Source organism: Branchiibius hedensis, from assembly GCF_900108585.1.
GTDB lineage: Bacteria > Actinomycetota > Actinomycetes > Actinomycetales > Dermatophilaceae > Branchiibius > Branchiibius hedensis.
This window is the reverse complement of record NZ_UESZ01000001.1, coordinates 1,773,728-1,796,165: the sequence shown is the minus strand read 5'-3', so window position 1 is coordinate 1,796,165 and position 22,438 is coordinate 1,773,728. Positions and strand designations below refer to the sequence as shown.

22 protein-coding genes are annotated in these 22,438 nt (G+C 65.3%); 11 read left to right on the top strand and 11 right to left on the bottom strand.

Features of this window, described 5'->3' with window-relative positions:
* Positions 1-53: 53 nt before the first annotated feature.
* Together DR843_RS08790 and DR843_RS08785 are read left to right on the top strand one after the other, a co-directional pair.
* Positions 54-1,451: an IS30 family transposase gene (locus tag DR843_RS08790; RefSeq protein WP_425451552.1), complete on the top strand. Its 1,398-nt coding sequence runs from the start codon at positions 54-56 to the stop codon at positions 1,449-1,451.
* On the top strand, positions 1,432-1,803 hold the full coding sequence (locus DR843_RS08785) for an integrase core domain-containing protein (protein WP_377822684.1): 372 nt from the start codon (positions 1,432-1,434) through the stop codon (positions 1,801-1,803). The genes DR843_RS08790 and DR843_RS08785 overlap by 20 nt, the downstream gene beginning before the upstream one ends.
* A gap of 38 nt (positions 1,804-1,841) precedes the next feature.
* Here DR843_RS08785 and DR843_RS08780 read toward each other — a convergent pair whose 3' ends face one another.
* Positions 1,842-2,924, bottom strand: a complete 1,083-nt coding sequence (locus DR843_RS08780; protein WP_109685050.1) for an IS110 family RNA-guided transposase — start codon at positions 2,922-2,924, stop codon at positions 1,842-1,844.
* Between the two features lie 220 nt (positions 2,925-3,144).
* Here DR843_RS08780 and DR843_RS08775 point away from each other — a divergent pair, with 220 nt between their 5' ends.
* From DR843_RS08775 to ligA, 8 genes are all read left to right on the top strand, one after another.
* Complete coding sequence (locus DR843_RS08775; protein ID WP_245934222.1) at positions 3,145-4,473, top strand: IS256 family transposase; 1,329 nt, start codon at positions 3,145-3,147, stop codon at positions 4,471-4,473.
* 363 nt (positions 4,474-4,836) lie between these two features.
* Positions 4,837-5,412 carry a hypothetical protein gene (locus DR843_RS08770; protein ID WP_109685048.1) on the top strand — a complete coding sequence of 192 codons (576 nt, stop codon included), beginning with the start codon at positions 4,837-4,839 and terminating at the stop codon, positions 5,410-5,412.
* Positions 5,413-5,675: 263 nt separating this feature from the next.
* A complete protein-coding gene (locus DR843_RS08765) occupies positions 5,676-7,124 on the top strand; it encodes a pentapeptide repeat-containing protein (RefSeq protein ID WP_146202526.1) in 1,449 nt (482 codons plus the stop codon).
* A gap of 65 nt (positions 7,125-7,189) precedes the next feature.
* A complete protein-coding gene (locus tag DR843_RS08760; protein WP_170119801.1) occupies positions 7,190-7,441 on the top strand; it encodes an ArsR/SmtB family transcription factor in 252 nt (83 codons plus the stop codon).
* Positions 7,434-8,450, top strand: a complete 1,017-nt coding sequence (locus DR843_RS08755) for a site-specific integrase (protein WP_109685041.1) — start codon at positions 7,434-7,436, stop codon at positions 8,448-8,450. Before DR843_RS08760 ends, DR843_RS08755 begins: the two co-directional genes overlap by 8 nt.
* Before the next feature lie 183 nt (positions 8,451-8,633).
* Positions 8,634-10,004: an IS256 family transposase gene (locus DR843_RS08750; RefSeq protein ID WP_425451578.1), complete on the top strand. Its 1,371-nt coding sequence runs from the start codon at positions 8,634-8,636 to the stop codon at positions 10,002-10,004.
* A 610-nt stretch (positions 10,005-10,614) separates the two neighbouring features.
* Positions 10,615-10,803: a hypothetical protein gene (locus tag DR843_RS08745; RefSeq protein WP_146202525.1), complete on the top strand. Its 189-nt coding sequence runs from the start codon at positions 10,615-10,617 to the stop codon at positions 10,801-10,803.
* Between the two features lie 20 nt (positions 10,804-10,823).
* Positions 10,824-12,908 (top strand): NAD-dependent DNA ligase LigA, encoded by a 2,085-nt coding sequence (ligA, locus tag DR843_RS08740; protein WP_109685037.1) that lies wholly within the window; start codon positions 10,824-10,826, stop codon positions 12,906-12,908.
* Between the two features lie 390 nt (positions 12,909-13,298).
* Here ligA and DR843_RS08730 read toward each other — a convergent pair whose 3' ends face one another.
* The 3 genes from DR843_RS08730 to DR843_RS08720 form a co-directional block, all read right to left on the bottom strand.
* Positions 13,299-13,700, bottom strand: coding sequence for a hypothetical protein (locus DR843_RS08730; protein WP_109685033.1), 402 nt, complete (start codon positions 13,698-13,700; stop codon positions 13,299-13,301).
* 312 nt (positions 13,701-14,012) lie between these two features.
* The gene (locus DR843_RS08725; RefSeq protein WP_109685031.1) at positions 14,013-15,086 is read right to left on the bottom strand and encodes an IS630 family transposase; all 1,074 of its coding nucleotides are present in this window, start codon (positions 15,084-15,086) and stop codon (positions 14,013-14,015) included.
* Between the two features lie 244 nt (positions 15,087-15,330).
* The gene (locus tag DR843_RS08720; protein ID WP_109685029.1) at positions 15,331-15,660 is read right to left on the bottom strand and encodes a hypothetical protein; all 330 of its coding nucleotides are present in this window, start codon (positions 15,658-15,660) and stop codon (positions 15,331-15,333) included.
* Between the two features lie 111 nt (positions 15,661-15,771).
* Between DR843_RS08720 and DR843_RS08715 the strand changes: the two genes are divergently transcribed.
* The gene (locus tag DR843_RS08715) at positions 15,772-16,089 is read left to right on the top strand and encodes a hypothetical protein (protein ID WP_109685027.1); all 318 of its coding nucleotides are present in this window, start codon (positions 15,772-15,774) and stop codon (positions 16,087-16,089) included.
* 105 nt (positions 16,090-16,194) lie between these two features.
* Here the strand turns inward: DR843_RS08715 and DR843_RS08710 are convergent, their stop codons facing one another.
* The 7 genes from DR843_RS08710 to DR843_RS08680 all read right to left on the bottom strand — a co-directional run bounded on the left by DR843_RS08710 (position 16,195) and on the right by DR843_RS08680 (position 22,423).
* Entirely contained in the window at positions 16,195-17,121 is a 927-nt protein-coding gene (locus DR843_RS08710; RefSeq protein ID WP_109685025.1) for a XamI family restriction endonuclease, read from the bottom strand.
* Positions 17,090-18,694 (bottom strand): Eco57I restriction-modification methylase domain-containing protein, encoded by a 1,605-nt coding sequence (locus DR843_RS08705; RefSeq protein WP_109688758.1) that lies wholly within the window; start codon positions 18,692-18,694, stop codon positions 17,090-17,092. Before DR843_RS08705 ends, DR843_RS08710 begins: the two co-directional genes overlap by 32 nt.
* 41 nt (positions 18,695-18,735) lie before the next feature.
* Complete coding sequence (locus DR843_RS08700) at positions 18,736-19,185, bottom strand: hypothetical protein (RefSeq protein ID WP_109685023.1); 450 nt, start codon at positions 19,183-19,185, stop codon at positions 18,736-18,738.
* A gap of 629 nt (positions 19,186-19,814) precedes the next feature.
* Positions 19,815-20,111: a hypothetical protein gene (locus DR843_RS08695; protein ID WP_109685021.1), complete on the bottom strand. Its 297-nt coding sequence runs from the start codon at positions 20,109-20,111 to the stop codon at positions 19,815-19,817.
* 2 nt (positions 20,112-20,113) lie between these two features.
* Positions 20,114-20,407, bottom strand: a complete 294-nt coding sequence (locus tag DR843_RS08690; RefSeq protein WP_109685019.1) for a hypothetical protein — start codon at positions 20,405-20,407, stop codon at positions 20,114-20,116.
* Positions 20,404-21,372 carry an ATP-grasp domain-containing protein gene (locus DR843_RS08685; RefSeq protein ID WP_109685017.1) on the bottom strand — a complete coding sequence of 323 codons (969 nt, stop codon included), beginning with the start codon at positions 21,370-21,372 and terminating at the stop codon, positions 20,404-20,406. Before DR843_RS08685 ends, DR843_RS08690 begins: the two co-directional genes overlap by 4 nt.
* Positions 21,373-21,376: 4 nt before the next feature.
* Complete coding sequence (locus DR843_RS08680; RefSeq protein ID WP_109685015.1) at positions 21,377-22,423, bottom strand: RNA ligase (ATP); 1,047 nt, start codon at positions 22,421-22,423, stop codon at positions 21,377-21,379.
* Positions 22,424-22,438 lie beyond the last annotated feature (15 nt).

Genomic DNA, 22,438 nt, shown 5'->3' with positions numbered 1-22,438 from the left:
TGCGGTGGGCGGATTCAACCGGTCGTCGCAACACCCTGAGCTACGGAGTGTTGATGGGACGTCCAGCAGGCTGGTTGAGGGAGTTGACGGGACGTTCGGCGATGGTCTCACCGGGCGCGCCGAAGACGCGACGTAGCGTCGAGCGTGCGTTCTGGAGGGAGGTCGCGGGCGGGCTCTCATCCGAGGATGCCGCGGTGGTGGTCGGTGTGTCGGCCGCCGTCGGTGCACGGTGGTTCCGGCAGGGTGGCGGCATGCCTACGATCACGCTGACCGAGCCCGGCGGCCGGTATCTCTCGTTCGCTGAGCGGGAGGAGATCATGCTGCTGCGTGAGCAAAGGCATGGGGTGCGAGAGATCGCACGCCGCCTTGGCCGTGACCCTGGGACGATCTCGCGAGAGTTGCGGCGGAACGCGGCCACGCGGGGCGGCAAGTTGGAGTACCGGGCATCGGTCGCGCAGTGGAAGGCCGAGCTGATGGCCCGCCGGCCGAAGCCGGCGAAGCTTGCGACGAACCACCGGCTGCGCGAGTACGTGCAGGAGCGACTCGATGGCGGGATGCGGCTGCCTGGCGGTACGGCGGTGAACGGTCCGCCTGTGGTGGCGTGGCAAGGACGGAACAAGCCGCACCGGCAGGACCGGAAGTGGTCGACGGCGTGGAGTCCGCAGCAGATCTCCAAACGGCTCGAGGTCGAGTTCCCCGATGATGAGAGCATGCGCATCAGCCACGAAGCGATCTACCAGTCGCTGTTCATCGAGGGCCGCGGAGCCCTCAAACGAGAGCTCGTCGCTGCACTGCGGACCGGACGGGCGCTGCGCAAGCCCCGTGCCCGATCACAGAACAAGCCCCAGGCGCATGTCACCGCGGACGTGGTGATCTCCGAGCGCCCTGCCGAGGCTGCGGATCGTGCGGTTCCCGGGCATTGGGAAGGCGATCTGATCATCGGGACGAACCGCTCGGCGATCGGCACGCTCGTTGAACGGTCGAGCCGCTCCACGCTGCTGGTGCACCTACCCAGACTGGAAGGCTACGGCGAGCAGCCGCGCACCAAGCACGGACCCGCGCTCAGCGGCTACGGCGCCGTCGCGATGAACGTCGCGTTGGTCGCGTCGCTGACCACGCTGCCGCAGCAACTGCGTAAGACCCTCACCTGGGACCGCGGGAAAGAGCTCTCCGAGCACGCCCAGCTCGCCCTCGACACAGGGACGAAGGTGTTCTTCGCCGACCCGCACTCGCCGTGGCAACGCCCGACGAACGAGAACACGAACGGGCTGCTGCGGCAGTACTTCCCGAAGGGCACCGACCTGTCCCGTTGGAGCGCTGACGACCTCGCCGCCGTGGCCTTTACGCTCAACAACCGGCCCCGGAAAGCACTCGGCTGGAAGACGCCAGCCGAAGTGTTCGCCGAACAGCTACAGTCGACCCAACAACCCGGTGTTGCGACGACTGGTTGAATCCGCCCAGTATCGAGCGGTTCGCTACACCCAGCGGCTCGCTGAAGCCGAGGCCGTCGCATCGGTCGGGTCCAAGGGAGACAGCTATGACAACGCCATGGCAGAGGCACTGAACTCGCTGTTCAAGGCCGAGTGCATCCGCAACCCGGTCATGCGGCCCAGCGGCGGCTGGAAGAACGTCGGCGACATCGAGATCGCCGTCGCCGAGTACGTCGATTGGTTCAACCACAGGCGCCTGCACGGCGAGATCGGGCTCGTCCCGCCCGCCGAGTTCGAAGCCAACCACTGGGCATCCCAGCCCGCGAAGCACTACCCTCAGAACCCGGTCCTCACCGAGGCCGAATCCAACTAACCAAGCCTCTACGAAACTCGGGATGCTTCTATGTCGTGTCAAGCGGCTTGCGTTGCTGTCGTGTTCGCCGGATGGGCGGCTGCGAGAGTCCGGAAGATCTGCCGCGCCACGTAGCGTTTGAGGCACCGTCGGATTTCTTTGGTGGTCTTGCCTTCTGCTTGTCGCCGCTGGATGTACGCGCGAGTGTCTGGGTCGGTTCGCATCCGGGTGAGCACGATGGTGTTCAAGCTGCGGTTGAGCTGGCGGTCGCCGCCGCGGCTGAGTCGGTGGCGGATCGTGTTGCCTGAGGACGCGGGGATGGGTGCGGTCCCGGCGATCTGGGCGAAGGCGGCTTCGGTGCGGATCCGGCCGGGGTGGGACCACACCGTCAGCACGACGGCGGCGGTGATTGCACCAACGCCGTGTAAGTGCAGCAGTTCGGGGGCTTGGGCGGTGACCAGGCTCGTGATTGCGGCACGATTGTTCGCCAATTCCTGGTTGAGCGTCATGATCTTCTTGGCCAGGCGCACCGCCTCCGCCCGTGCCGTGGCGATCCCCAATGGTTCGTCGCGGTGACGCCATCCGGCGACCAGGGTGAACTGAGCGGAAGTCATCGCCGTGCGGGTATCGATGCCCAGGTCGTGAGTACGCAGCAACGCCGTCAGTGCGTTGATGCACCGGAGCCGGTCGATGTTGAGGTGCTCACGTGCGACGGTCAGCACCCGCAACGCGGTGTAAGTTTCGCCGGCGCGGCGGTCGCGTAGCCGCCGCAACGGCATCACCAGTGTCGAGCGGGCGGCCAGCATGGCATCGAGGGCATCGGTTTTGCCTCGACCGCGATCGCGGCGTGGGGTGGGGGCCTCCACGACTCGGTAGCCGGCTTGGCTGAGCACCTCGGCCAAGACCGCGCCGTAGGAGCCGGTCCCCTCGGCCGAGATCAGGACGCCATCGACGTCGCCCTCGCTGCGGCGGGCGATCCAGTCCCGGGCACGACCAAGACCGGCCCGGGTCGTGGGGAAGGTGGCGTGATCAATGGCGGCACCGTTGGCCGCAACGATCGCGTAGCTGTGCGTTGCTGCATGGGTGTCGACACCGACGACGTAGCGGTAGAAGTCGGCGACGGTGGTGTGCAAACTGGTCAAGGCGATGTTCCTCTCTCGAACGGGGTGGACGTCGTTGCCGGCGTCAGCCCGGGAGAGAAGTCACGACGGAGCGTGTCCAATGGTCTGTGTAAGGAGTCGGTCCTGAGAAAGGACCGTTATGAGCGACACGATGTCGTCTGTGACCAATGAAACTGTTGAGGCTGAAGTGAACGATGCCCCGTCCGTGAAGGGTGAGAGCCGGTTGGCTGCCCGGCGCGCGATCCGGGCTGCGTCCCCGGCGCGGGCCGCGGTCAGCGAGCTGGCCGAGTCCGGGGCGTTGGACGGGCTATTCGCCAAGATCGATGACGGGCAGCTGGAACTGACCGGGGATGGCGGGTTCGTCACCGAGCTGATCAAGGCCAGCCTGGAACGGGGTCTGGCCGTGGAGTTGACCGATCACCTCGGCTACGCCAAGGGCGACCCGGACGCCGACCAGTTCCCCAACTCCCGCAACGGCTCGAGCCCCAAGACGCTCGCGACGCAGGCCGGGGATGTGGATCTGGCGGTGCCACGGGACCGGGACGGGACGTTCACCCCGCGGCTGGTGCCCAAGGGCTCGCGGCGCTTGGGCGGGTTGGATGACATGATCATCAGCCTGTACGCCGGCGGGATGACGGTCCGCGATATCGCCGACCACCTCGAAGCCACGCTGGGCACGCAACTGTCCCACGAGACGATCAGCAACATCACCGACGCCGTGACCGAGGAAGTCCTGGCCTGGCAGGCGCGCCCGTTGGACGCGTTGTACCCGGTGATCTACCTGGACGCGATCGTGGTCAAGGTCCGCGACGGCGGGCACGTGATCAACAAGGCCGCGCACATCGCGGTCGGGGTCGACATGGACGGCATCAAGCACGTCTTGGGGATCTGGCTGCAGCAAACCGAAGGCGCGAAGTTCTGGGCCGGGGTCTGCGCGGACCTGGCCAACCGCGGCGTGCGCGACGTGCTGATCGTGTGCTGCGACGGGCTGACCGGCCTGCCCGATGCGATCGAAGCGACCTGGCCGGCCGCGACCGTGCAAACCTGCGTGGTGCACCTGATCCGGGCCGCGATGCGGTTCGTGGGCTACCAGGACCGCAAGAAGGTCGCCGCTGCACTGCGACCGGTGTACACCGCGGTCGATGAGAAGACCAGCAGAGCGGCGCTGGATGACTTCGCTGACTCCGAGTGGGGCATCAAATACCCACACGCGTGGAAGACGTGGTACGCCGCGTGGGACCGGTTCATCCCGTTCCTGGGGTTCCCACCCGAACTACGCAGGGTGATCTACACGACCAACAGCATCGAGTCGTTGAACTTCCAGTTGCGCAAGGTCACCAAGAACCGTGGCCACTTCCCCTCCGACGACGCCGTCATCAAGCTGCTGTGGCTAGCGATCTGCAACATCGAAGACAAACGAGCCCGCGAACGCGCCAAAGAGAAAGGACGACCCGCAGCCACACGCAAAGCCCCCGGGCGCCTCGTCGAAGGACAAGTCGTCACCAACTGGAAACAAGCCCTCGCACAACTCGCGGTCTTCTACCCCGACCGCATCAACCCCCACCTGTAAACCCCAAAACACCAACAACGAGAAACCGATTCCTTACACAGAAAACTTGACAAGCTCTCACGACGAGGCAGGCCTGTAATGAGCCACACCCCGAGGACGGCAATCCCCGTGGTGGACATGCTTCTGATCAAGCCATCGTCGTGGGCCAGGGTCGGCGCCGGCACCCACCGCCCGATGGACAGATCCCAGGCATGACACCCCACCGGGGGTCAGGCGATTCACGAGTCACAACACGCGGAGAGCGACAGCACCAACCCCGCCAGTCGACCCCAGGCCGACCACCACGAAGACTTACAGGCGATTCAGGTCTCCCCGAACCAGGCGTACACCTACACCAACGAGGAGTGGGGCGAAAGGACCACGTTGCCCACCGCTGCCGGGCCGGCCGAATGCGGCCGGGCCGGAGATAGTCAGCACCCTTACCTGGTCTGCAATGTCCTCACCAGCGCTGGTTGGAAGTCGTACACCAGCACGCCCGGGGACTGGGGCTACGCCTGGCTGCGAGGATGGGTCGCCAACCGCGACGGCACGATCTCCTACTGCCGAGCCGTCGCTGATGGGTCCTCTCTGACCTGCGACACCTTCACCGGCACTACCTGGAAAACTTCCGCATGGTTCAAAACCGACGTCGGCTACGGCGATGGCAACCGGACCTTCCTACCCACCGCTGCCGGGCCGGCCGAATGCGGCCGGGCCGGAGATAGTCAGCACCCTTACCTGGTCTGCAATGTCCTCACCAGCGCTGGTTGGAAGTCGTACACCAGCACGCCCGGGGACTGGGGCTACGCCTGGCTGCGAGGATGGGTCGCCAACCGCGACGGCACGATCTCCTACTGCCGAGCCGTCGCTGATGGGTCCTCTCTGACCTGCGACACCTTCACCGGCACTACCTGGAAAACTTCCGCATGGTTCAAAACCGACGTCGGCTACTCAAACTGACGTCGCTGGTAGCCGCTGCCGAGCAAACATCGTCGCAACGAGGTTGCATTCACCGGAGATCTCAGCAGGCGCAGCGCAGCTACAGGGCAGCCGGAGGCTCATCGGTCTGCACGGGGCTGATCAATGAGGACGCCGCGCCTCCTCCTGGGACCTTGCAGACTGATCCGAAGAGTTCATCTATCACCTGGGATTATGGAATGAATCCCAGGTGATATGGCGCGCCCGCCAGCATCGCTGCGCGGCAACAGCCATAGAGTGCGGAAATGAGCACAACGGCTGAGTCCGACAAGCGACCGCGGCGGCCAATTACCCCGGACTGGCACCAGCTGAACGAAGATGGCTTGCTGGTCCTGGTTGTCTGGACCGTGATCGCGGTGATTGTCGTGTTCCTTGTCGGGTGTTACTTGGCTAGCTGCCTCTATACCGACCTTCACTATTGGTGGCCATGGGGCGCCGCCACACCCCCGGACGTCGTCAACGTGGCCAAGGCCTCCGCGACCGGCACCGCACTCATCGGTGCCGCAGTGGCGATCGTTCTGGGGATCCGCAGGCAGCACTCCACCGAACGCACCGTCGCGCTGAACGCCGAGGCGCAGAAGATCAGCGCCGAGGCGCAGAACACCAGCGCCGAGGCGCAGAAGGTCGGCGCCAAAGTCCAGGAGATCAACGCCCAGGCGTACGCCCTGGACCTGCGCCGCGCCGAACGGGAAGACGTGTCCTACCTACGGGACCGGTTCACCACCGCCGCCGAGCAACTCGGCCACGACGCCGACCCGGTCCGCCTCGCCGGCGTCTACGCCATGGCCACCCTCGCCGACGACTGGCTCCGCCAAAACAACCAGCACGAAGCCCAGGTCTGCGTCGACGTCCTGTGCGGGTACGTGCGCACCCGCCGCGACTACGGCGACTCCGAGGTCAAGAAGCAGGCTGACACCGAGATCCGCCAGACCATCGTGCGCACCATCACCAACCGCCTCCAACCCGACGACACACGCGGAGACCTACCGAGCTGGTCGACGCTCGACCTGGACTTCACCGGCAGCCACTTCGACGGCGACTACTCTTTCCATGGCGCCCAGTTCACCGCAGGCAAAGTCACCTTTGACAACGTGCGGTTCAGCGGCGGCACAGTCAGTTTCGATTGCGCCGGGTTCGCCGGCGGCTACGTCAGCTTCAAGAACGCCGGGTTCACCGGCGGCTACGTCAGCTTCAAGAACGCCGGGTTCACCGGCGGCGAGACCACCTTCAGCGGCGCCGGCTTCACTGGTAGCACAGTGCACTTCGGTTCCGCAAAGCTGACCGGTGGCAAGCTCTTTTTCAATGGGGCCAAGTTCAAAGGAGGTCTGGTCACCTTCACCAAGGCGACGATTTCCAATCAGATCATGTCCTTCACTAACGCAGCTTTTGAAGGTAGCCGGGTCAACTTCGACTCCGCGAACTTCAGTGGAAAGGTCAGTTTCAACCAGGCCTCGATCAATGCCGGGTCGCTCTATTTCGGTAAGGCGAGTTTTGTCGACGGCCAGGTCACCTTCAACGGCGCCAAGTTCACCGGCGGCGAGACGACCTTTGACGGCGCCAAGTTCAAACGAGGTCTGGCCACCTTCACCAAGGCTGAGTTCGCGGGTTCGGTGCCTGGGCCGTGGGGTGCGCCAACACCGCCCGATCGGTGGCCAGAGCCACTGCCCGGTTCGAGCCACGGCCACCCCCAATGATTCAGAGCACGTCACCCGACCAGGGCACATCGCTGGCGGCTGCCGCACGGGGGAATCTCGACGCGATGGGGCTAGTGTTCAAGGCCCTTAGCAGCCCGCAACGTCTGCGGATACTGATCCTGCTGCGCGACGGGCCCCGCACCGAACCCGAACTGTGCGCCGCCCTAGACCTGGGCACCATCGAAGCCCACCTACAGACGCTGCTACGGGCCGGGCTGATCGTGCGCCACAAACACGGCGTCGCCCCGAAGAACTACACCCTGGCCGAAGGGGTCACCGCCCAGCTGACCGAACTGCTGGAGAAGTTCCGTGCCTGACCAGCACCCCGCCAAACCGGCGCAAACCCCTCCCCCCGACACCACCCTCGGCGGGCTGAACCAACGGGAGGTGTACTACGCCCAACAACACCGAGCCCCGAACACGCTGCGCGGATACGCCGCCGACTGGCAGGAATTCACCTCCTGGTGCCAAGCCCGCGGCTCGCAACCGGCCCCGGCCGATCCCGCCGCCCTCACCGGCTACCTCACGATGCTGGCCGACTCCGGCGCCAAGCTCGGCACCATCTCCCGGCGGCTGTCCTCAATCCGGTACGTGCACCGGATGCGGGGAATGGTGGACCCCACCACCCTGCCGAGGGTGATGCTGGTCTGGGACGGGATCCGCCGCGACAAAGGCCACGACGCCTCCCAGTCCCGGCCCCTGCTGCTACCGCTACTCATCGACGCCCTCGATGCCTGCCCAACCACCCGCGTATTCAAAGACCCGAAACGGGCCGATGAACCCGATCTCGCCGGCGCCCGGGACCGGGCGCTGCTGCTGGTCGGATTCGTCGCCGCGCTACGACGCAGCGAACTGTCCGCCATGAACGTGACCGACCTCGACGACCACGAACTCGGCATGGTGATCTCGCTGCCTCGGTCCAAAACCAACCAGCACGGACCCGCCGAACTCGTCGTCCTGCCCCGCAGCAGCAACCCCGCACGGTGCCCCGTCACCGCCCTGACCACCTGGCTGGACCTGGCCGGCATCACCGACGGTCCGGTGTTCCGCGGGGTCACCAAAGGCAACCGGGCACGACCCGGGCGGCTTAACCCAGAATCGATCAACACCCTCGTCCAACAAGCCATTACCCGGACCGGGCACAACCCTGATGGGTACTCCGCCCACTCCCTGCGGGCCGGGTTCGTCACCCACGCCCACCTACGCGGCGCGACCGACCGAGCCATCGCCCGTCAAACCCGCCACCGGTCCCTAGCCTCCGTCGGCACCTACGTGCGCGTCGAAAGCGCCTGGAACGACAACGCCGCGACCAACCTCGGCCTATGAACCTCGATCCACCGATGAGCCTTCGGCGGGTGGCGTCGGCGGGACTGTCGCAAAGTCGGTGTTTCTGGTCCGTGACACGCCCCTTTGGTTGGGGCGGGATCGGAGTAGTTGGGTATGACACTGCAGGACATGAACGACAGCACGGTGAAGCAACCGGATGCGACGGGTTCGCGGGGCCGAAAGGTGCCGGCTGACCGGCGGCCGAAGGCCTCGGTCCTTGAACAGGCTCGCCGGGAGGTCATCGCCGATCTGGTGCGTCAGGCGCGTGCCGGTGGCGAGGAGCTGACCGGGCCGACGGGGTTGTTGAAGGAACTGACCAAGATGGTGCTGGAGGTCTCCCTCGAGGAGGAGATGACCGAGCACCTGGGCCGCGGCAAACACGAGCCAACCGCCGACGCGGGCGGTGATGACGGCGACGTTGGTCGTGACGGGGACCAGGGCAGCGACCAGGTGCTCGACGGCGATGTGATGGACGGGCGGGATGGCCCAATCCGTAATGTTCGTAATGGTTTCCGGACCAAGACGGTCATGACCGACAACGTCGGCAAGGTCGCCATCCCGGTCCCGCGGGACCGGGCGGGGACCTTCGAACCGGTGATCGTGGCTAAGCACCAACGCAAGCTGGGCTCGTTGGACGCGTTGGTGTTGTCGCTGACCGCCAAAGGGTTGACCACCGGGGAGATCAGCGCCCACTTGGAGGAGATCTACGGTGCGTCGGTGTCCAAGGACACCATCAGCCGGATCACCGACCGGGTCAGCGAGGAGATGGATCAGTGGTTGGCGCGGCCGTTGGAGGCGGTGTACGCGGCGATCTTCATCGACGCGATCGTGGTCAAGGTCCGCGACGGGCAAGTCGCCAACCGCCCGTTCTACGCCGCGATCGGGGTCACCGTCGATGGCTGCAAGGACGTGCTCGGCTTGTGGGCCGGGACCCCCGGCGACGGCGAAGGAGCCAAGTACTGGCTGTCGGTGCTGACCGAGCTGAAGAACCGTGGCGTGACCGACACGATGTTCGTGGTCTGTGACGGGCTCAAAGGCCTACCGGAGGTCGTGGAGACCACCTGGCCGGACGTGATCGTGCAGACCTGCGTGATCCATCTGCTGCGCAACTCCTTCCGGCTCACCTCCCGCAAGTACTGGGACCAGATCGCCAAGCAACTCAAGCTGGTGTACACCGCCCCGTCGGCGACCGCAGCACGGGCGGAGTTCGACACGTTCGCCGCGGCGTGGGGTGATCGGTACCCGGCGCTGATCCGGCTGTGGGACAACGCGTGGGAGGAGTTCACCCCGTTCCTGGACTACCACCTGGAAGTGCGGCGAGTGTTGTTCTCCACCAACGCGATTGAGTCTTTGAACGCCCGGTACCGGCGGGCTGTTCGCGCCCGGGGACACTTCCCCAACGAGCAAGCCGCCCTGAAGTGCCTGTACCTGGTGACTCGTTCACTGGACCCGACCGGGCGCGGTCAGGCACGATGGACCATGCGATGGAAGCCAGCGCTCAACGCGTTCGCGACCGTCTTCGAAGGCCGCTGGCCCACCGCAGAGAAGTACTAAATCAAGTGGGCCAGAAACACCGAATTTCGGACACTCCCCAGATTGGAGTCAGCTTGGGGACGACGCACTCTCATGGGCTGTTGGTTTCAGCGTCACCTTTACCTGCGACTCCATCGCGTTTGCAGCGGCACCGGAGACGGGCGGTCTCTCCTTGGGCGCCACAGTCGGATGCGGTGCTCTGGGGGTCGGAGCAAGCTGGTTGGTGGATCAGCTGTGATCAATTTCACGATCTCGCTGATGGGCGTTCTATTCGCATCGGTTCTTGCCTACGGACTGTTCGCGAAAACCACCAGCGCTACCCGAAGGAACGTGTTGCTTGCCGCGACGCTTTTAGCTGTCGTCACTCTGGTAGTCATATTGGTTGACGTGACCCGGACTTGATCCGAGCGCGGCCGCAGTTCCCGGTTGCGAAGCTTTAGACAAGCTTGAGCAGCCAAACGTTTCGCAACCGGGATAGCCGGCGAGCTAGCTAGTAGCTGAGGCAGGCGCCACCCAGCAGTTCCAGGCGGTCGAGCGGATCTTCGAGGGGGCAGCCAGGGCTGCGGTCGCGGCGCGCGGTGGTTTCGCGGCGACTACCGAGACGTTGGCGGCGGCCCTGGCTGTCTGCAAGGTGACCAAGAACCAAGGTCCTGAGCTCCAGTTCCTGGACAACCACCAAGCCACCAGCGGCGGAATGATGCTGGCGACCTGGGGCGACTATGGGTATGAGCCCGAGCACGAGCTGCTGGCAATGCAGGTGCGCGGGCAGCACGTCGGCGACTGGACCGAAGACGCCGTGTTCGCAGCCAAGCGGGGCTGAGCCCGTCGCACCGTGCAGGTATGACAACCACCGATGAGGCAGTGGCCGGCTACCAGATGACGCGCGAAGCACTGCAGAACGCGGCAGCCGCGTACTACGGCGGCGGCGACGTCGTCATGTCGGACGAGCAGTACGACCGGCTGATGGCGGACGCCGCCCGGTTTGAAGCGCAGCACCCGGAAATCACCGACCCGATCTCGACCCAGGTCGCCGCAGGTGCCGGGCTGAACCAGGCTGAGTCAACACTGGCGCACAGCCGCCCGATGCTGTCGCTGGACAACGTCTACTCGGTCGAGGAGTTCCAAGCATGGGTTGACGGCCTGGCTAAGCGAATCGGTAAGCCCGTCAGTGACATTCGGCTTGCTGTCGAGCCGAAGCTGGACGGTCTGGCGACGGCGATCCGTTACGTCAACGGCCGCCCGGTCGCGATGCTCAAACGCGGTGACGGCATCACCGGCGAAGACGCCACACCGGCACTGGCCGACATCACCAACCTGCCCGGGGTCGCGGGCGACTCGCCGGTCCAGTTCCGCGACGCTTCGGGCGCTGCCTTCTTCCAGTTCGAGGTCCGCGGCGAGGTCGTATTCACCCACGAAGACTTCCAGGCCGCCAACGCGGCCCGAGAGCTACGGGGCGACCGGCCGTTCACCAACCCGCGCAACGGTGCCGCCGGAGCCGTCGCCGGGGCAGCCACCCGCGACTACCGACTGCCGCTGCGGTTTTACGCCTACGACGTGGTCGGCCTGCCGGACGCGAGCCACGTTGACCTGATGGTTGACCTGGCGGACGCCGGGTTCGCCACTGCCGCATCGGTGACTGGCTCGCACAGCCAATGCGACCTGCGCGACGCCATCAGCGAGATCGAAGCGGGCAGCCCGCCGCCAGGTGGCGGCTCGGTGTTCACGATGGCCTGCGACGGCATGGTCATCAAGGCCGACCTACCCAGCGACCGGGCCGCGGCCGGTGCCGGGCCGCGTGCCCCTCGTTGGGCGATCGCCTACAAGTACCCCTCCCAGGAGGTCACCAGCACGCTGCTGGAAGTGACGTGGGCGGTGGGGCGGACCGGGGTCATCGCACCGCGAGCCCGGATCGAGCCGGTCGAGTGCGGCGGGACACGGGTCGAGTACGCGACGCTGCACAACCCGGAAGACATTGCCCGCAAAGGGTTCCTGATCGGTGACCCGGTGCTGGTGCGCCGCGCCGGGGAAGTGATCCCGCGTCTGGAAGCGCCGCTGGTTGCGCTGCGCGACGGCACCCAAACCCCCATCCAGATTCCGACGGTGTGCCCGCAGTGCGGTGGCCCGGTGGACGACTCCGGTGCCCGGTTGCTGTGCCGGTCGGGGGAGTGCGGGCTGATCCCTGCGCTGACGTACGCGGTGTCGCGTGACGCTCTGGACATCGAAGGTCTGTCGGTCGCGACCATCACCCGGCTGGTGGAGTCGGAGGCGTTCATCGACCTGGCCAGCATCTTCGAGGTCGGCCTGCGGCCAAGCATTCTGATCGCTGACGGCGGGGTCGCGCCGGCGAACGCGCCGAAAATCGTCGCTCAGATCGAGAAGGCCAAGGATGCCGGGTTCGCCCGTGTGCTGACCGCGCTCGGCCTGGCCGGTACGGGCCGGTCGATGTCGCGGCGCATGGCCGCCCACTTCGGGTCGATGGACGCCCTGCTGGACGCGAGCCCCGGCGATCTGTCGGCGGTTGACGGACTGGGCCAGACCAAGGCCGACAGCATCTACCGGCAACTCGCGAAGCCAGGGATGCGCAACGTGATCCAACGTCTGGCCGCTGCCGGTGTGCGGATGGGTGAGGCGGTTCCCGAAACTGCAACTGGCGCAAGTTGTTCGGGTGCACTGGGTTCAGGAGCACTGGACGGATTGGCGGTGTGCGTGACCGGCAGCATGGTCGGAGCCCTGGCTGGGCTGTCCCGTAACGAGGTGAACGAACTGATCGAGCGCCACGGCGGCCGGGCAGCATCCAGCGTCAGCAAGTCCACCGGGCTGTTGGTGGCCGGGCAGAAAGCTGGCTCGAAGCTGGTCAAGGCCGAGTCCCTCGGGGTGCAGGTGGTCAGCGAGGACGATTTCGCCGCGATGCTCGCCGCAATCTGATGTTCACGGTGGGGCGGGGATGACCTGACGCCAGGATTCACCGGCGACCGGCAGGACGTGGACGATTACCCTCGGCGCTCCCGTGCGGAACCCCTGGCACCTGACCGGGAGCCACGCCTGCGGTTAGCGATGCCGAATCGGTCTGATTAGGGTCTCGGCGATTGCCACAAGGACTGCACCGACCACAAGCGCCATGAGCAGTCCACCGGCGAACGCCCCCACGGAATGGGCCGCAGGGATCCCCGTTAGCAAGGCCACAACTGCTAGCCCTAGGGCAATCGCCCACAGGTAGGGACGATTGCTGGTGCGCCATAACTCGTAGGCGACGGCCGCAAGGACGCCACCTACGAGCATGGTGAGGGGGTAGACCGTCATGGCTGCTCCGAACTCTCAGGGTGTGATGTTGTGGCACTGCTGGGCCTTATATTGCCCGTTCAGATACAGGGCCGCGCACGCCGTGCCGTAATGGGCCAGGGTCCGGTTGTTTGGCGCGTCGAAGTCAGGGCCGCTGGCTCCCCAACAGCCGTACTTCGTCTTGCTGGTGTAGCGGGAGTAGATCTTGTTGTTCGTGTCGCGGTAGATGAAGTCGATCCGAGGGTTGCACATGTCCTCGTTGAAATCGAGGTAGCTCGAAGCGGGCGGAGCGCAAGTCCATCCCGCGAACTCGCTGTCCAGCTTCTTCCCGTCCCCCTTGATCGTGTGTCCGAGAAGGCAACCAGCAGGGATACTAATCGAGATGCCGTCCAGCGAATAGCTAAACGACCCGATGCTCTGGAATCCGGTCGCTGACATCGGGTTCACTTTGACCGAAAGATGTGTTGATGGGGCCACGGCGGCTGTCCGCTCGCCAGACCGCGTATTGGCAGCATTCGCGGCGATTGGGGCGAGCAGGGTGTAAGCGGCAACCGCAGTTCCCGCGACGGCTAGAACTTTCTTCACAGGGTCTCTCCTTTAGCCTCAGGTTCCTCGTCATGAGAAACACCAACGTGTCAGGCAAGAGGGGGCTCTGGCGGCGGGGGATACTGCGAATAGTCCCCTAAAACACTGAAAATATCCCGAGTGCTAGTGCCGACTTCTTGCCAGGAGTCGAACTGCGTTGCCCGCCTAGTGGGCTGCGTTTGAAGTCTTCTGACGGTTGGTCGTCTTGAGGATTTGGTCGGCGGTCTTTGTCCAGACGAACGGGTGTTTGCGGTCGTTCCAGCCGGTGATGAACGCGCGGATCTTGGCGTTCAGGTCTGGCACGGAGGTGAACGTGCCGCGGTGGATCGCTTGGCGTTCGATGATCCCGAACCAGATCTCGACCATGTTCATCCAGGACGCGCTGGTGGGGGTGAAGTGCACTGCGATCCGCGGGTTCTGCTCCAGCCACTGGTTGACCTTGGGGTGCTTGTGAGCGGCGTAGTTGTCCATCACCAGGTGCAGATCCTGTCCGGGGTAGGCCTTGGCCACCTGTTTCAGGAACGCCAGGAACTCCTGGTGCCGGTGCCTGTTCTTGCACGCGCCGGTGACCTGTCCGGTCGCGACTTCCAGCGCCGCGAACAACGTGGAGGTCCCGTGTCGTTTGTAGTCATGGGTGCGTCGGGCCGGCAGCCCCGGTTGCATCGGCAGCATCGGCGCGGTCCGGTCCAACGCCTGGATCTGGGACTTCTCATCCACACACAACACCACGGCGTTCTGCGGCGGGTTCAGGTATAGCCCGACGACGTCGGTGACCTTGGCGACCAGGTGCGGGTCAGTGGAGAACTTGAACGTCTCCAGCCGCCATGGCTGGACCCCGTACTCACGCCACGCCCGGGCGATCGTGGCATCCCCGACCCGCAGATGCCGCGCCAGCAACCGGGTCGACCAGTGCGTCACCCCGTACTTCTTCGGCGGCGCCTTCAACGTCGCCGCCACGATCGCCCGATGATCCACCACCCGCGGGCGACCCGGACGATCACGATCCCGCAGGCCATCGATGCCCTGGCGGGCGTACCGATCACGCCAGGTAATCACCGTCGGACGAGACATGCCCACCTGGCTCGCAATAGCCGTGTTCGACACACCGCCCGAGGCCAGCAACACGATCCGCGCCCGCTGCGCCAACCCCGCACGGACCGTCGAGGATCGAGTCAACCGCAACAACCGGGCCCGGTCCCCATCACGCAGCAACAACCCCGGAGCAGGACGATTCGCCATACCCCATAATCCCAAACCAAACCGTTAAATGATTAACGACGCGCGGCACTAGGAGGCGGGCGCCGTGTCCGTTGGACGACGAAGGCGCGTCGGCCCCGGGCTGCTGTCCGGGGCCGACCAGAACCTACTTGTCGGCAGCTTTCACGGTCGCCTTGCCGAGCGGCTTCGCGTCGCCGTACTGGGGCATTGGGAACTGATTGTCAGACATGGTTCTTCCGTTCGGTTGGCTGCGGTGACTGTTCGGCTACGGACGCCTAGGGGCGTCCCGCACCGTTGAAATGAAGACCTCGATCGCGCGTTCCAGCGCGGCCGGGTCGTCGCAGGTGAGGCCGGTGCACAGAGCCGACGGGTAGTCGCGGTCGCATACCGGGCACCACACGCAGGCGTTGTATTCGCTCCACTTCAAGCCGTCGAAGCGGTCGCCGCTCGGGTGCGCGTGGACCGGGCATGTGTAGCCCTGCTCGCCAGGGGAGAACAGGACGATGCCGCCGGTTTGGCGGTATCCGAGTAGCTGCGCGAACGCGGTGTTGGTCGATGTGCCGGCGACGTGCCGGGCTGGATCGTTGCGGTCCATGCCTTGACGGTGCGACGTCAGGCGCCTGCTGGCTTCGGCTAACTCTGCGGGGCGCTGTCTCGACTACCTGGTGAAGGCGTCGATCCGCGACGCGGAACGGGGAAGATCGTCATGGCTGGATGGACACAGGCCCAGATCATCGAGTGCTGGCGCGCTGAGCGCTTGCGCCAGTTGGAGGGTCGGCTCGACGCGGTTGGGTGGAGCGATGAGGAACGGGAGGAGTGGGGGATGATCCTGCGCGCCATGGGCGCCAAGGGTGCGCCGCTTGAAGACGACCCGGTGGCGATGGCTTTCGGTCTGGTGCCAGACCGCCGGCAGGATCCGGCGTGGTTAGCTGGTCACCGGCTCAGCGCCCGCAACCAAAAGATCGACCTGCGGGCCGCCGCGCAGCGTGTCGTCGACGACGCGACGGACCAGGCCGAGCACTAGCGACTGTGCGCCGGTGCCGCCGAGGGCTGCAGCGGGCGCTTTGCTGTCAAGAGCCCCTGGTCGCCGACGGGCCGAGAGGCCAGTGAGGCGCGAAATCGGCAGGGGTCAAGCGCTGGGCTCGGCTAGGGTGCTCTCGATGAACGTGCCCAGAGGCTCGAAATCGTGCGACCAGATGAGCGTCAAGCCCATGTTCTGAGCTTTGTTGAGGTTGCCGAGTGAATAGCAGCCCGATAGCGCCGCGACGGGCAGGCAGTTCGCTACTCCGAGGTCTGCTACCCATGCCTGCGCCTTTTCACCACAGTCATGAATCAAGCGCTTGTAGGAGTTGGTCTCCGAGTTGCTGACTTTGCACTCGATGGGGAGCAAGCGCCCGTCGAACAGGCGCACCACGATGTCAGCCTTCCCGCCGACTACCGAGGATTCGCCCGAGAACTCCCCAATCTGCGGCCCTTGAGAGGCGTTGGAGATGACGGTTGCCTTCACCTCTGTCAGGCCGCATTCCTCGGCGAGGTAGACCTTCAGTGCCTTCTCGAAAGCCTTGCCTCTGCCGCGCCGGAAGGTCTCCATCTTGCGCATTGCGAACATGGCGGCAGTTGACACGATGGCTGCCTGTCGCTCGGACTCCGAGGGCTCCCGGTCTTCGCCCACCCAGGGGAACCGCTCGCGATCGAGGCCCATGAGGATGTACTCCATCAGGATGTCGATGTTGTCGGGGTTCGCCTTGAGCGCTCCGATGGCAAGGGAGCAGTCCCCCAGAGTCTTCAGATCGTCCTCGCTCAGCGGAGGCGAAGCGACGTAACGGCAAAGGTGCTGGCGCGACTTGTTCAAAAGCAGGTCGGCAGCCGTTTCACGAAGCTTGCGGAGGTCGTCGCTCGCCTCCATCACGTCGGCGAATACGGAGTAGGCGTCTTCATAGAACTCGAGGTAGTGGTCGAGCGGCTCGGTCGTGCGCTCCTCACGGAACTGAGTGGTCGCGGTCAGACGGTCCGACGTCAGCTGCTCATTGTCCCACCTTGGGGGTGTAGCCGTCATCGTTCAGCAGCTCCATCGTTGGCACAGGGAGCCGTTCCATCTCCCTCGGTTCGAACTTGGTCAGACCACCTGCGTACGTCCGACCCTGCCCGAGGGTAACTGACACTCTCAGATGCTCAGTGAGCTTTGCGAGAGCGTGCACCGACATCGCCTCGCGTGGATAGAGCCCATGTGCGATGTTGATGTGCCGCGCATCTGCCGCGTTTCGCACGAAGGCGGGGGGGCGGCGAGCCATGTAGGTAGCGAGGATCGGCGCAGGGCTGCGAAGTCCGACACTCCACCACGCCTTGCGGTTAGAGGCCACGAAGCCCTGTTTCGCGACCTTCACCTCCGGTCGGCGGAGAAAGGCGTCCACCTTCCGCCGCTCATCCGGGTCAAGCTCGTCCAGTTCCGTCGGAAGGTCGATGACGACCCGAAGGGTGGATGTGTCCTGGAGAACACTGCCTGCCGCGAAAAGCTCACGGGCCTTCGTTACCGACGGCTGCAACAGGGACTCGGGCAACTTGGTTGTGTCTCTGTGCGTCACCCAAACAGCGTTGGCGCCGGTCACGGTGCCCCGGTGAACACGCGCGAGCTCGCCGAGTTCGACGTAGCCCTCTGGAAGTTTGGGGGTCACGCGAAGAAGCGGCATCCAACGGGGTGCCTCGATGAGCCGTTCCTTGGCCACCGCGTGGCCGTTGGACAGTGCCCCCAGTTCGGGCAGCGTGTTTACTGACTGAAGTGTGATCGACTCGACTTGTCGCCCGACGTTGAAGCAGGTGATGGCTGCCGTCGTATTGGCGTCGAAAGGCATGGCAGCAGGGTCAACTACGTGGACGGAGTCGCCGCCTAGCTTGCCGAGGAGCATCTGCCGAACGAGCGCGCCGTAGTTGACGTCCAGCCACTCCGAAGAGGTGACGAAAGCACCGAAGTCGTTCGTCGTCGCGTGCTGTAGAGTGGCAAGGAAAAAGTGGACGTGCAGCCCTGCGAGCTGCGACGCCTTGTACCCGTGAAGCGCCGCCGTCGCCGAAAGCCACTGCTTCCAGTCTTGTGTGATCCCGTGGTGCCGAACGTAGGGTGGGTTGCCGACGTACAACGTTCGGCCCTCGATCCCTTCCACCATGAGGGCGCGGTAGTCCACCAGTTCGACTCGCGCGCGATCGGCATGACCAGCAGCGTTGAGGTTGGCCCTTGCCATGAGCGCGGCGATGGGGTCCAGATCAGCGCCGATGAGCACAGCATCGGGGAACGCGACCGCTGCCTTGAGCAGGTAACGACCTGACCCCACACCGGGATCGACGACCCGCGCCGGTTCGCCCTGAGCCTTCGCCCAGTTGATCATCGAGTCCACGATGAGGGCAGGCGTGTAGGTCTGCCCCTGGGGTCGACGTTCCTCCGCGCTTCGGAGCGCACAGAACGCATCACCCAATGGGTCAATCCCGGTGGCGATCTGCTCTCGTAGGGCGGCGACATCGCGGCGGCCTACATGCGTCTGCATGATCAGTTCCTTCTCAGCGACGCTCAGGCCGTCCACGTTCTCCGCCCCGAGTGCCACCGCGCACGCCACGAGTTCCTCCAGGCTGCGGATGGTCATGGCGGGCACCTTGTCATCCACCACCGACAGCTTCCCTCTTGTCACGACGCCGCCCGCCCCGTGCGGGCGCGCTGCAAGTAGCCTTCACGGTTGTCGGCGATCGTGCCTCCGAAGAGCGCGAGGGGGTGGTCAAACATGGGGGCGACGTGCGGCCCAGCAAGGCCAACCATGCCCGGGGACAACACGCATGCGAGCGCACGACGGTGTCCCGCCACGGCAACAGCAAGGGTCGGGGCGCCAGGCACAGGTCCGACACTAATGGCCTCGGTCGGGGTGTGCCCGCATCCTTCCAGCGTGTCGAACCAATCGAGCCGAATGCAATCTGGGGCCGCCAATAGCGGAGCCAGCCGGTCCGGCGTCATCTCGGCCGTACGACCAAGGCATTCGCGAGCCAACAGCACGGAGTTCCGGTGCGGCGGGAGTCCTTCAAGGTGCGAACACTGTACGCTGATCTGGTCGCGGTGTTGCTGCAGCCGGGTAGTGGTGGTCATGCCTTCACGGTGCGACGGGCGATTCGCGAAAGCTGATGAGTTCGGCAAGCACTGCCCTCGGCAGGCCGCACCACCACTGATGAGGCAACCTCGCCACCGAGGGGCCCGTGAGCAGGAACACCAGAAGCAGCGAACCCGCGGGCGACGAACACCAACATGGCCTGTCGGCCTGTCGCGGTGGCGCGTCGGGAGACCCAGGGAGCGCACTCGGGGCCGCCAGCCACGCGACGGACCAGGCCGAGCACTAGCGACTGCGCGCCGGTGGCCGGGTCGTTCTCGAAGCGGTGGATGAAGGCGTCGCGGAACTGCCGGTGCGCCGCGTCACCGACCAAGCCCTTGACGTCGCGACTGGCCCGTCCGCCCAGCGGCGAGTCAGCAGGTACCGGTATCGACCGTCCGGCGACAACACCGCATCCGTCACCCGCACATCATGCCGTCCACATAGCGCAGCGGCCCGCGGGCTTCCGACAATGTGCAGCGGGTGATCGGAATAGGTCATACCTTCACGGTGCGACGGGCGGGCTGGGCGGCGCAGGTACGCCGCTACAGGGCGTAGAAAGGCTTGCGCCCCAGTCGTCCTTGCCGGCGACAACCTTCCAAACCTCCGGCTTGACGCCGCCCAGCCAGGTTCATGGTGCGACGGGACCGCCCAGGCTGGCAGGCTGGTCGAACTCCACCAGGCGCAGGGCACGAGCCAGCCGCAGCGGGGTCGTGTCGTAACGGTCGAAGAATCCACGGCAGACGGCGTTCTGGCCACCTAAGGAGCTGTGGCAGATGATCGCGGAGTCCTGCGACACCGCGGCGTTTACCATGTCCTTGACCCGGCCAGGTGCCAAGCGCATCGGGTCGCCCGGCCGGAAGATGCACGTACCGCACCTGTCGGCGACGACGTGGACCTTGCCTTCGCGGAAGGCGTTGCCGGTCATGGCTAGTGGCTCGCAGACCGGTAGTTGCGCTCAACAAGTCTCGGCCGGCGTCGTGTCCGCGGCGACTCCTCCAGGATCGTCAGCATCGCATCGGCGGCCACGCTGTGGGCGACACCAGCCCAGCGGCCAGTGCCGTCGAGAGCCAGAAGTTCCGTCCGCTGGACACCCTCGAACTCCCAGCGCCGGATCCCAATGAGGACGATGTCGCGGTGCCCGGTCCAACCGCCGTGCGGGATCCGGATGAGTCGCCCGTGGTGCTGGCGTCCAAGCTGGCTAGCCGTCAGAGTCGTTGTCATTTGCTGACGGTGCGACGGGTCAGTCTCGGACCTGCGTATGCAAGCACTGCTCTACGTTCATCGGGGCTGGCTCCCCTGGCAGGAGTGGCCTCGCATGCGACTGGCTCGTCTGTCCTGATCGACAACGGAGTCTGTCGTCCTGCGATCTTTCGCAGCCACGGATCAGGTGTCCACAGACTCTGTGGCGCGGGCGAGTTCGCGTCGAGCACGGAGCGCCAGGCGGCGTCGATCGAGGTGCCGTAGACCGCCGAACACCATGCCGGGTTCACCTCGATCACGGACCAACCAGTGTCGGGCGACCAGCCGACGTCCAACGTGCATGCGTTCAGCGATGGGCGCGCCACAGGGTCGACCAGTACCTGCTCGCCGAAGTCGATGGCTTCGGCGAGCTCGCCCTGTGGCGCCGGGACCTGGTCGAGCTCCTCGGACCACAACGTCGGTTCGCCGGTCGCCGGGTCGCGCACTAGGTACCGACTCGCGCCAACTGCGTGTCCGCCTGCTACGAATAGCCGGTACTCCGCCAACCAGTGCATCCGATCCCAGCACAACGACACCATCGTTGACTCCGAAGCGCCAAGTTTCTGCGCAGCGCAGCGGAACTCACAGACATTGGCGTACCACTGAGCCGGTAGACCCTCGTGTTTCATCATTGCCAGCTTGGCGAACACTGGCCGCTTCGCGGTCATCCGTTCCGTCTCACGCAGAGTCATCGTTACGAGAGGCCGTTTGAGGTGGTGCGGGGCGATCAGGTCGGCCAGGAGGGGAGCTGGCGCAGCCAGCGGGTGGCTCATCCCGGACCGGTAAGCTCGCGCAACCCAGGCCATGGGAGCCCACAAAGCGTCACCCGGACCCACGGCTGGGACGTCGAGCCCGTTGCTGTGGCGCACCTGCCAGCCGTCCGGGGGCGCGGCAGCGAAGTCGTCCGCGATCCAGCGTTGGTGTGTGACGACGTGCAATGTCGGCATCTCATCAACCTCCGTGCTTCAACAGGTATCGGTTGTTGATCGCCTTCCAGCAGTCGCGACCATCTAGCACCGTCAGGCCCTGGCCGTCGGCGGTGTGCCAAACGACCCCCTCGGCAGCACGGTCGCGGCCGACAGCCGACCGCAACCCGTCCACCTGGGCCACCGCTTCTTCGGTGCCGGCCGGGAACGGCAGGTCCAGTAGTGGCGCAGCGTGATCGAGCGCCACTTGCGGCCACGCAGACCGGGGCAGGAACCAGCGATGAGCGTCCAAGACGTTGAAGACGAACAGCCGTAGGTCGGGCAGCCGTAACGGATTGCCTTGGATCCCGGGCCCGGCGATCTCCGCCTGCACCACCATGCCGGGTTCGAGCGCCGCACTCAGGCCGATCCGCTCATCCACGGTCCGGCTGGACAATTCCGGCGTCGGACGCAGCTCCAGGTTGCGCGAGCAGTACCGGATACGGCCGTCGTCCGGGTCGCGAATGATTGTCACCGAACTGCCGTCGATCTTCTCCGTCGCGATCCAGCCTGCCGGATGCACAGTCAACGCAGCCCAGTGAGCGGTGAGGTTCTGTGCGCGCTCAGCATCAGTTTTCGGGGCGAATTGCGCCGGGAACGGTCCGACCACTTGACCTGCCAGGTGCGCCGGGATCGGCGGCTCGTACTTGACGATGCCGAGCAGGTCGGTCAGATCAGAACCGACAGGGGCCTGCGTCAGGTCGACCCCGGACTCATCTTCCGACAGCACAAGCCCTTGTGACACCTGGCCACGTAGTCGCACCGTGCGCAGCACATGCCCTTCCAGGCTCGAACCATCCGGCAGTGCAACGGTTTTCGTTCCGCGCGCACCCAGGAACGCGAAACGCGGGTCGTTGATCGGCAGCAGCGCATCGACTTCGACGTAGATGACCCGCTGTCCGGCGGCGAACTGGCCTTTACGGACAACAACGTGCCATCCACGGACGGTCGCTCGTTCGATCTGATCGGCGCCGGGAATCGGCTGCAGGTCACCGATGACGGCAACTGTGGCAAGTGCGCGGGAGTCGTTCACGAGTTGACGGTGCGA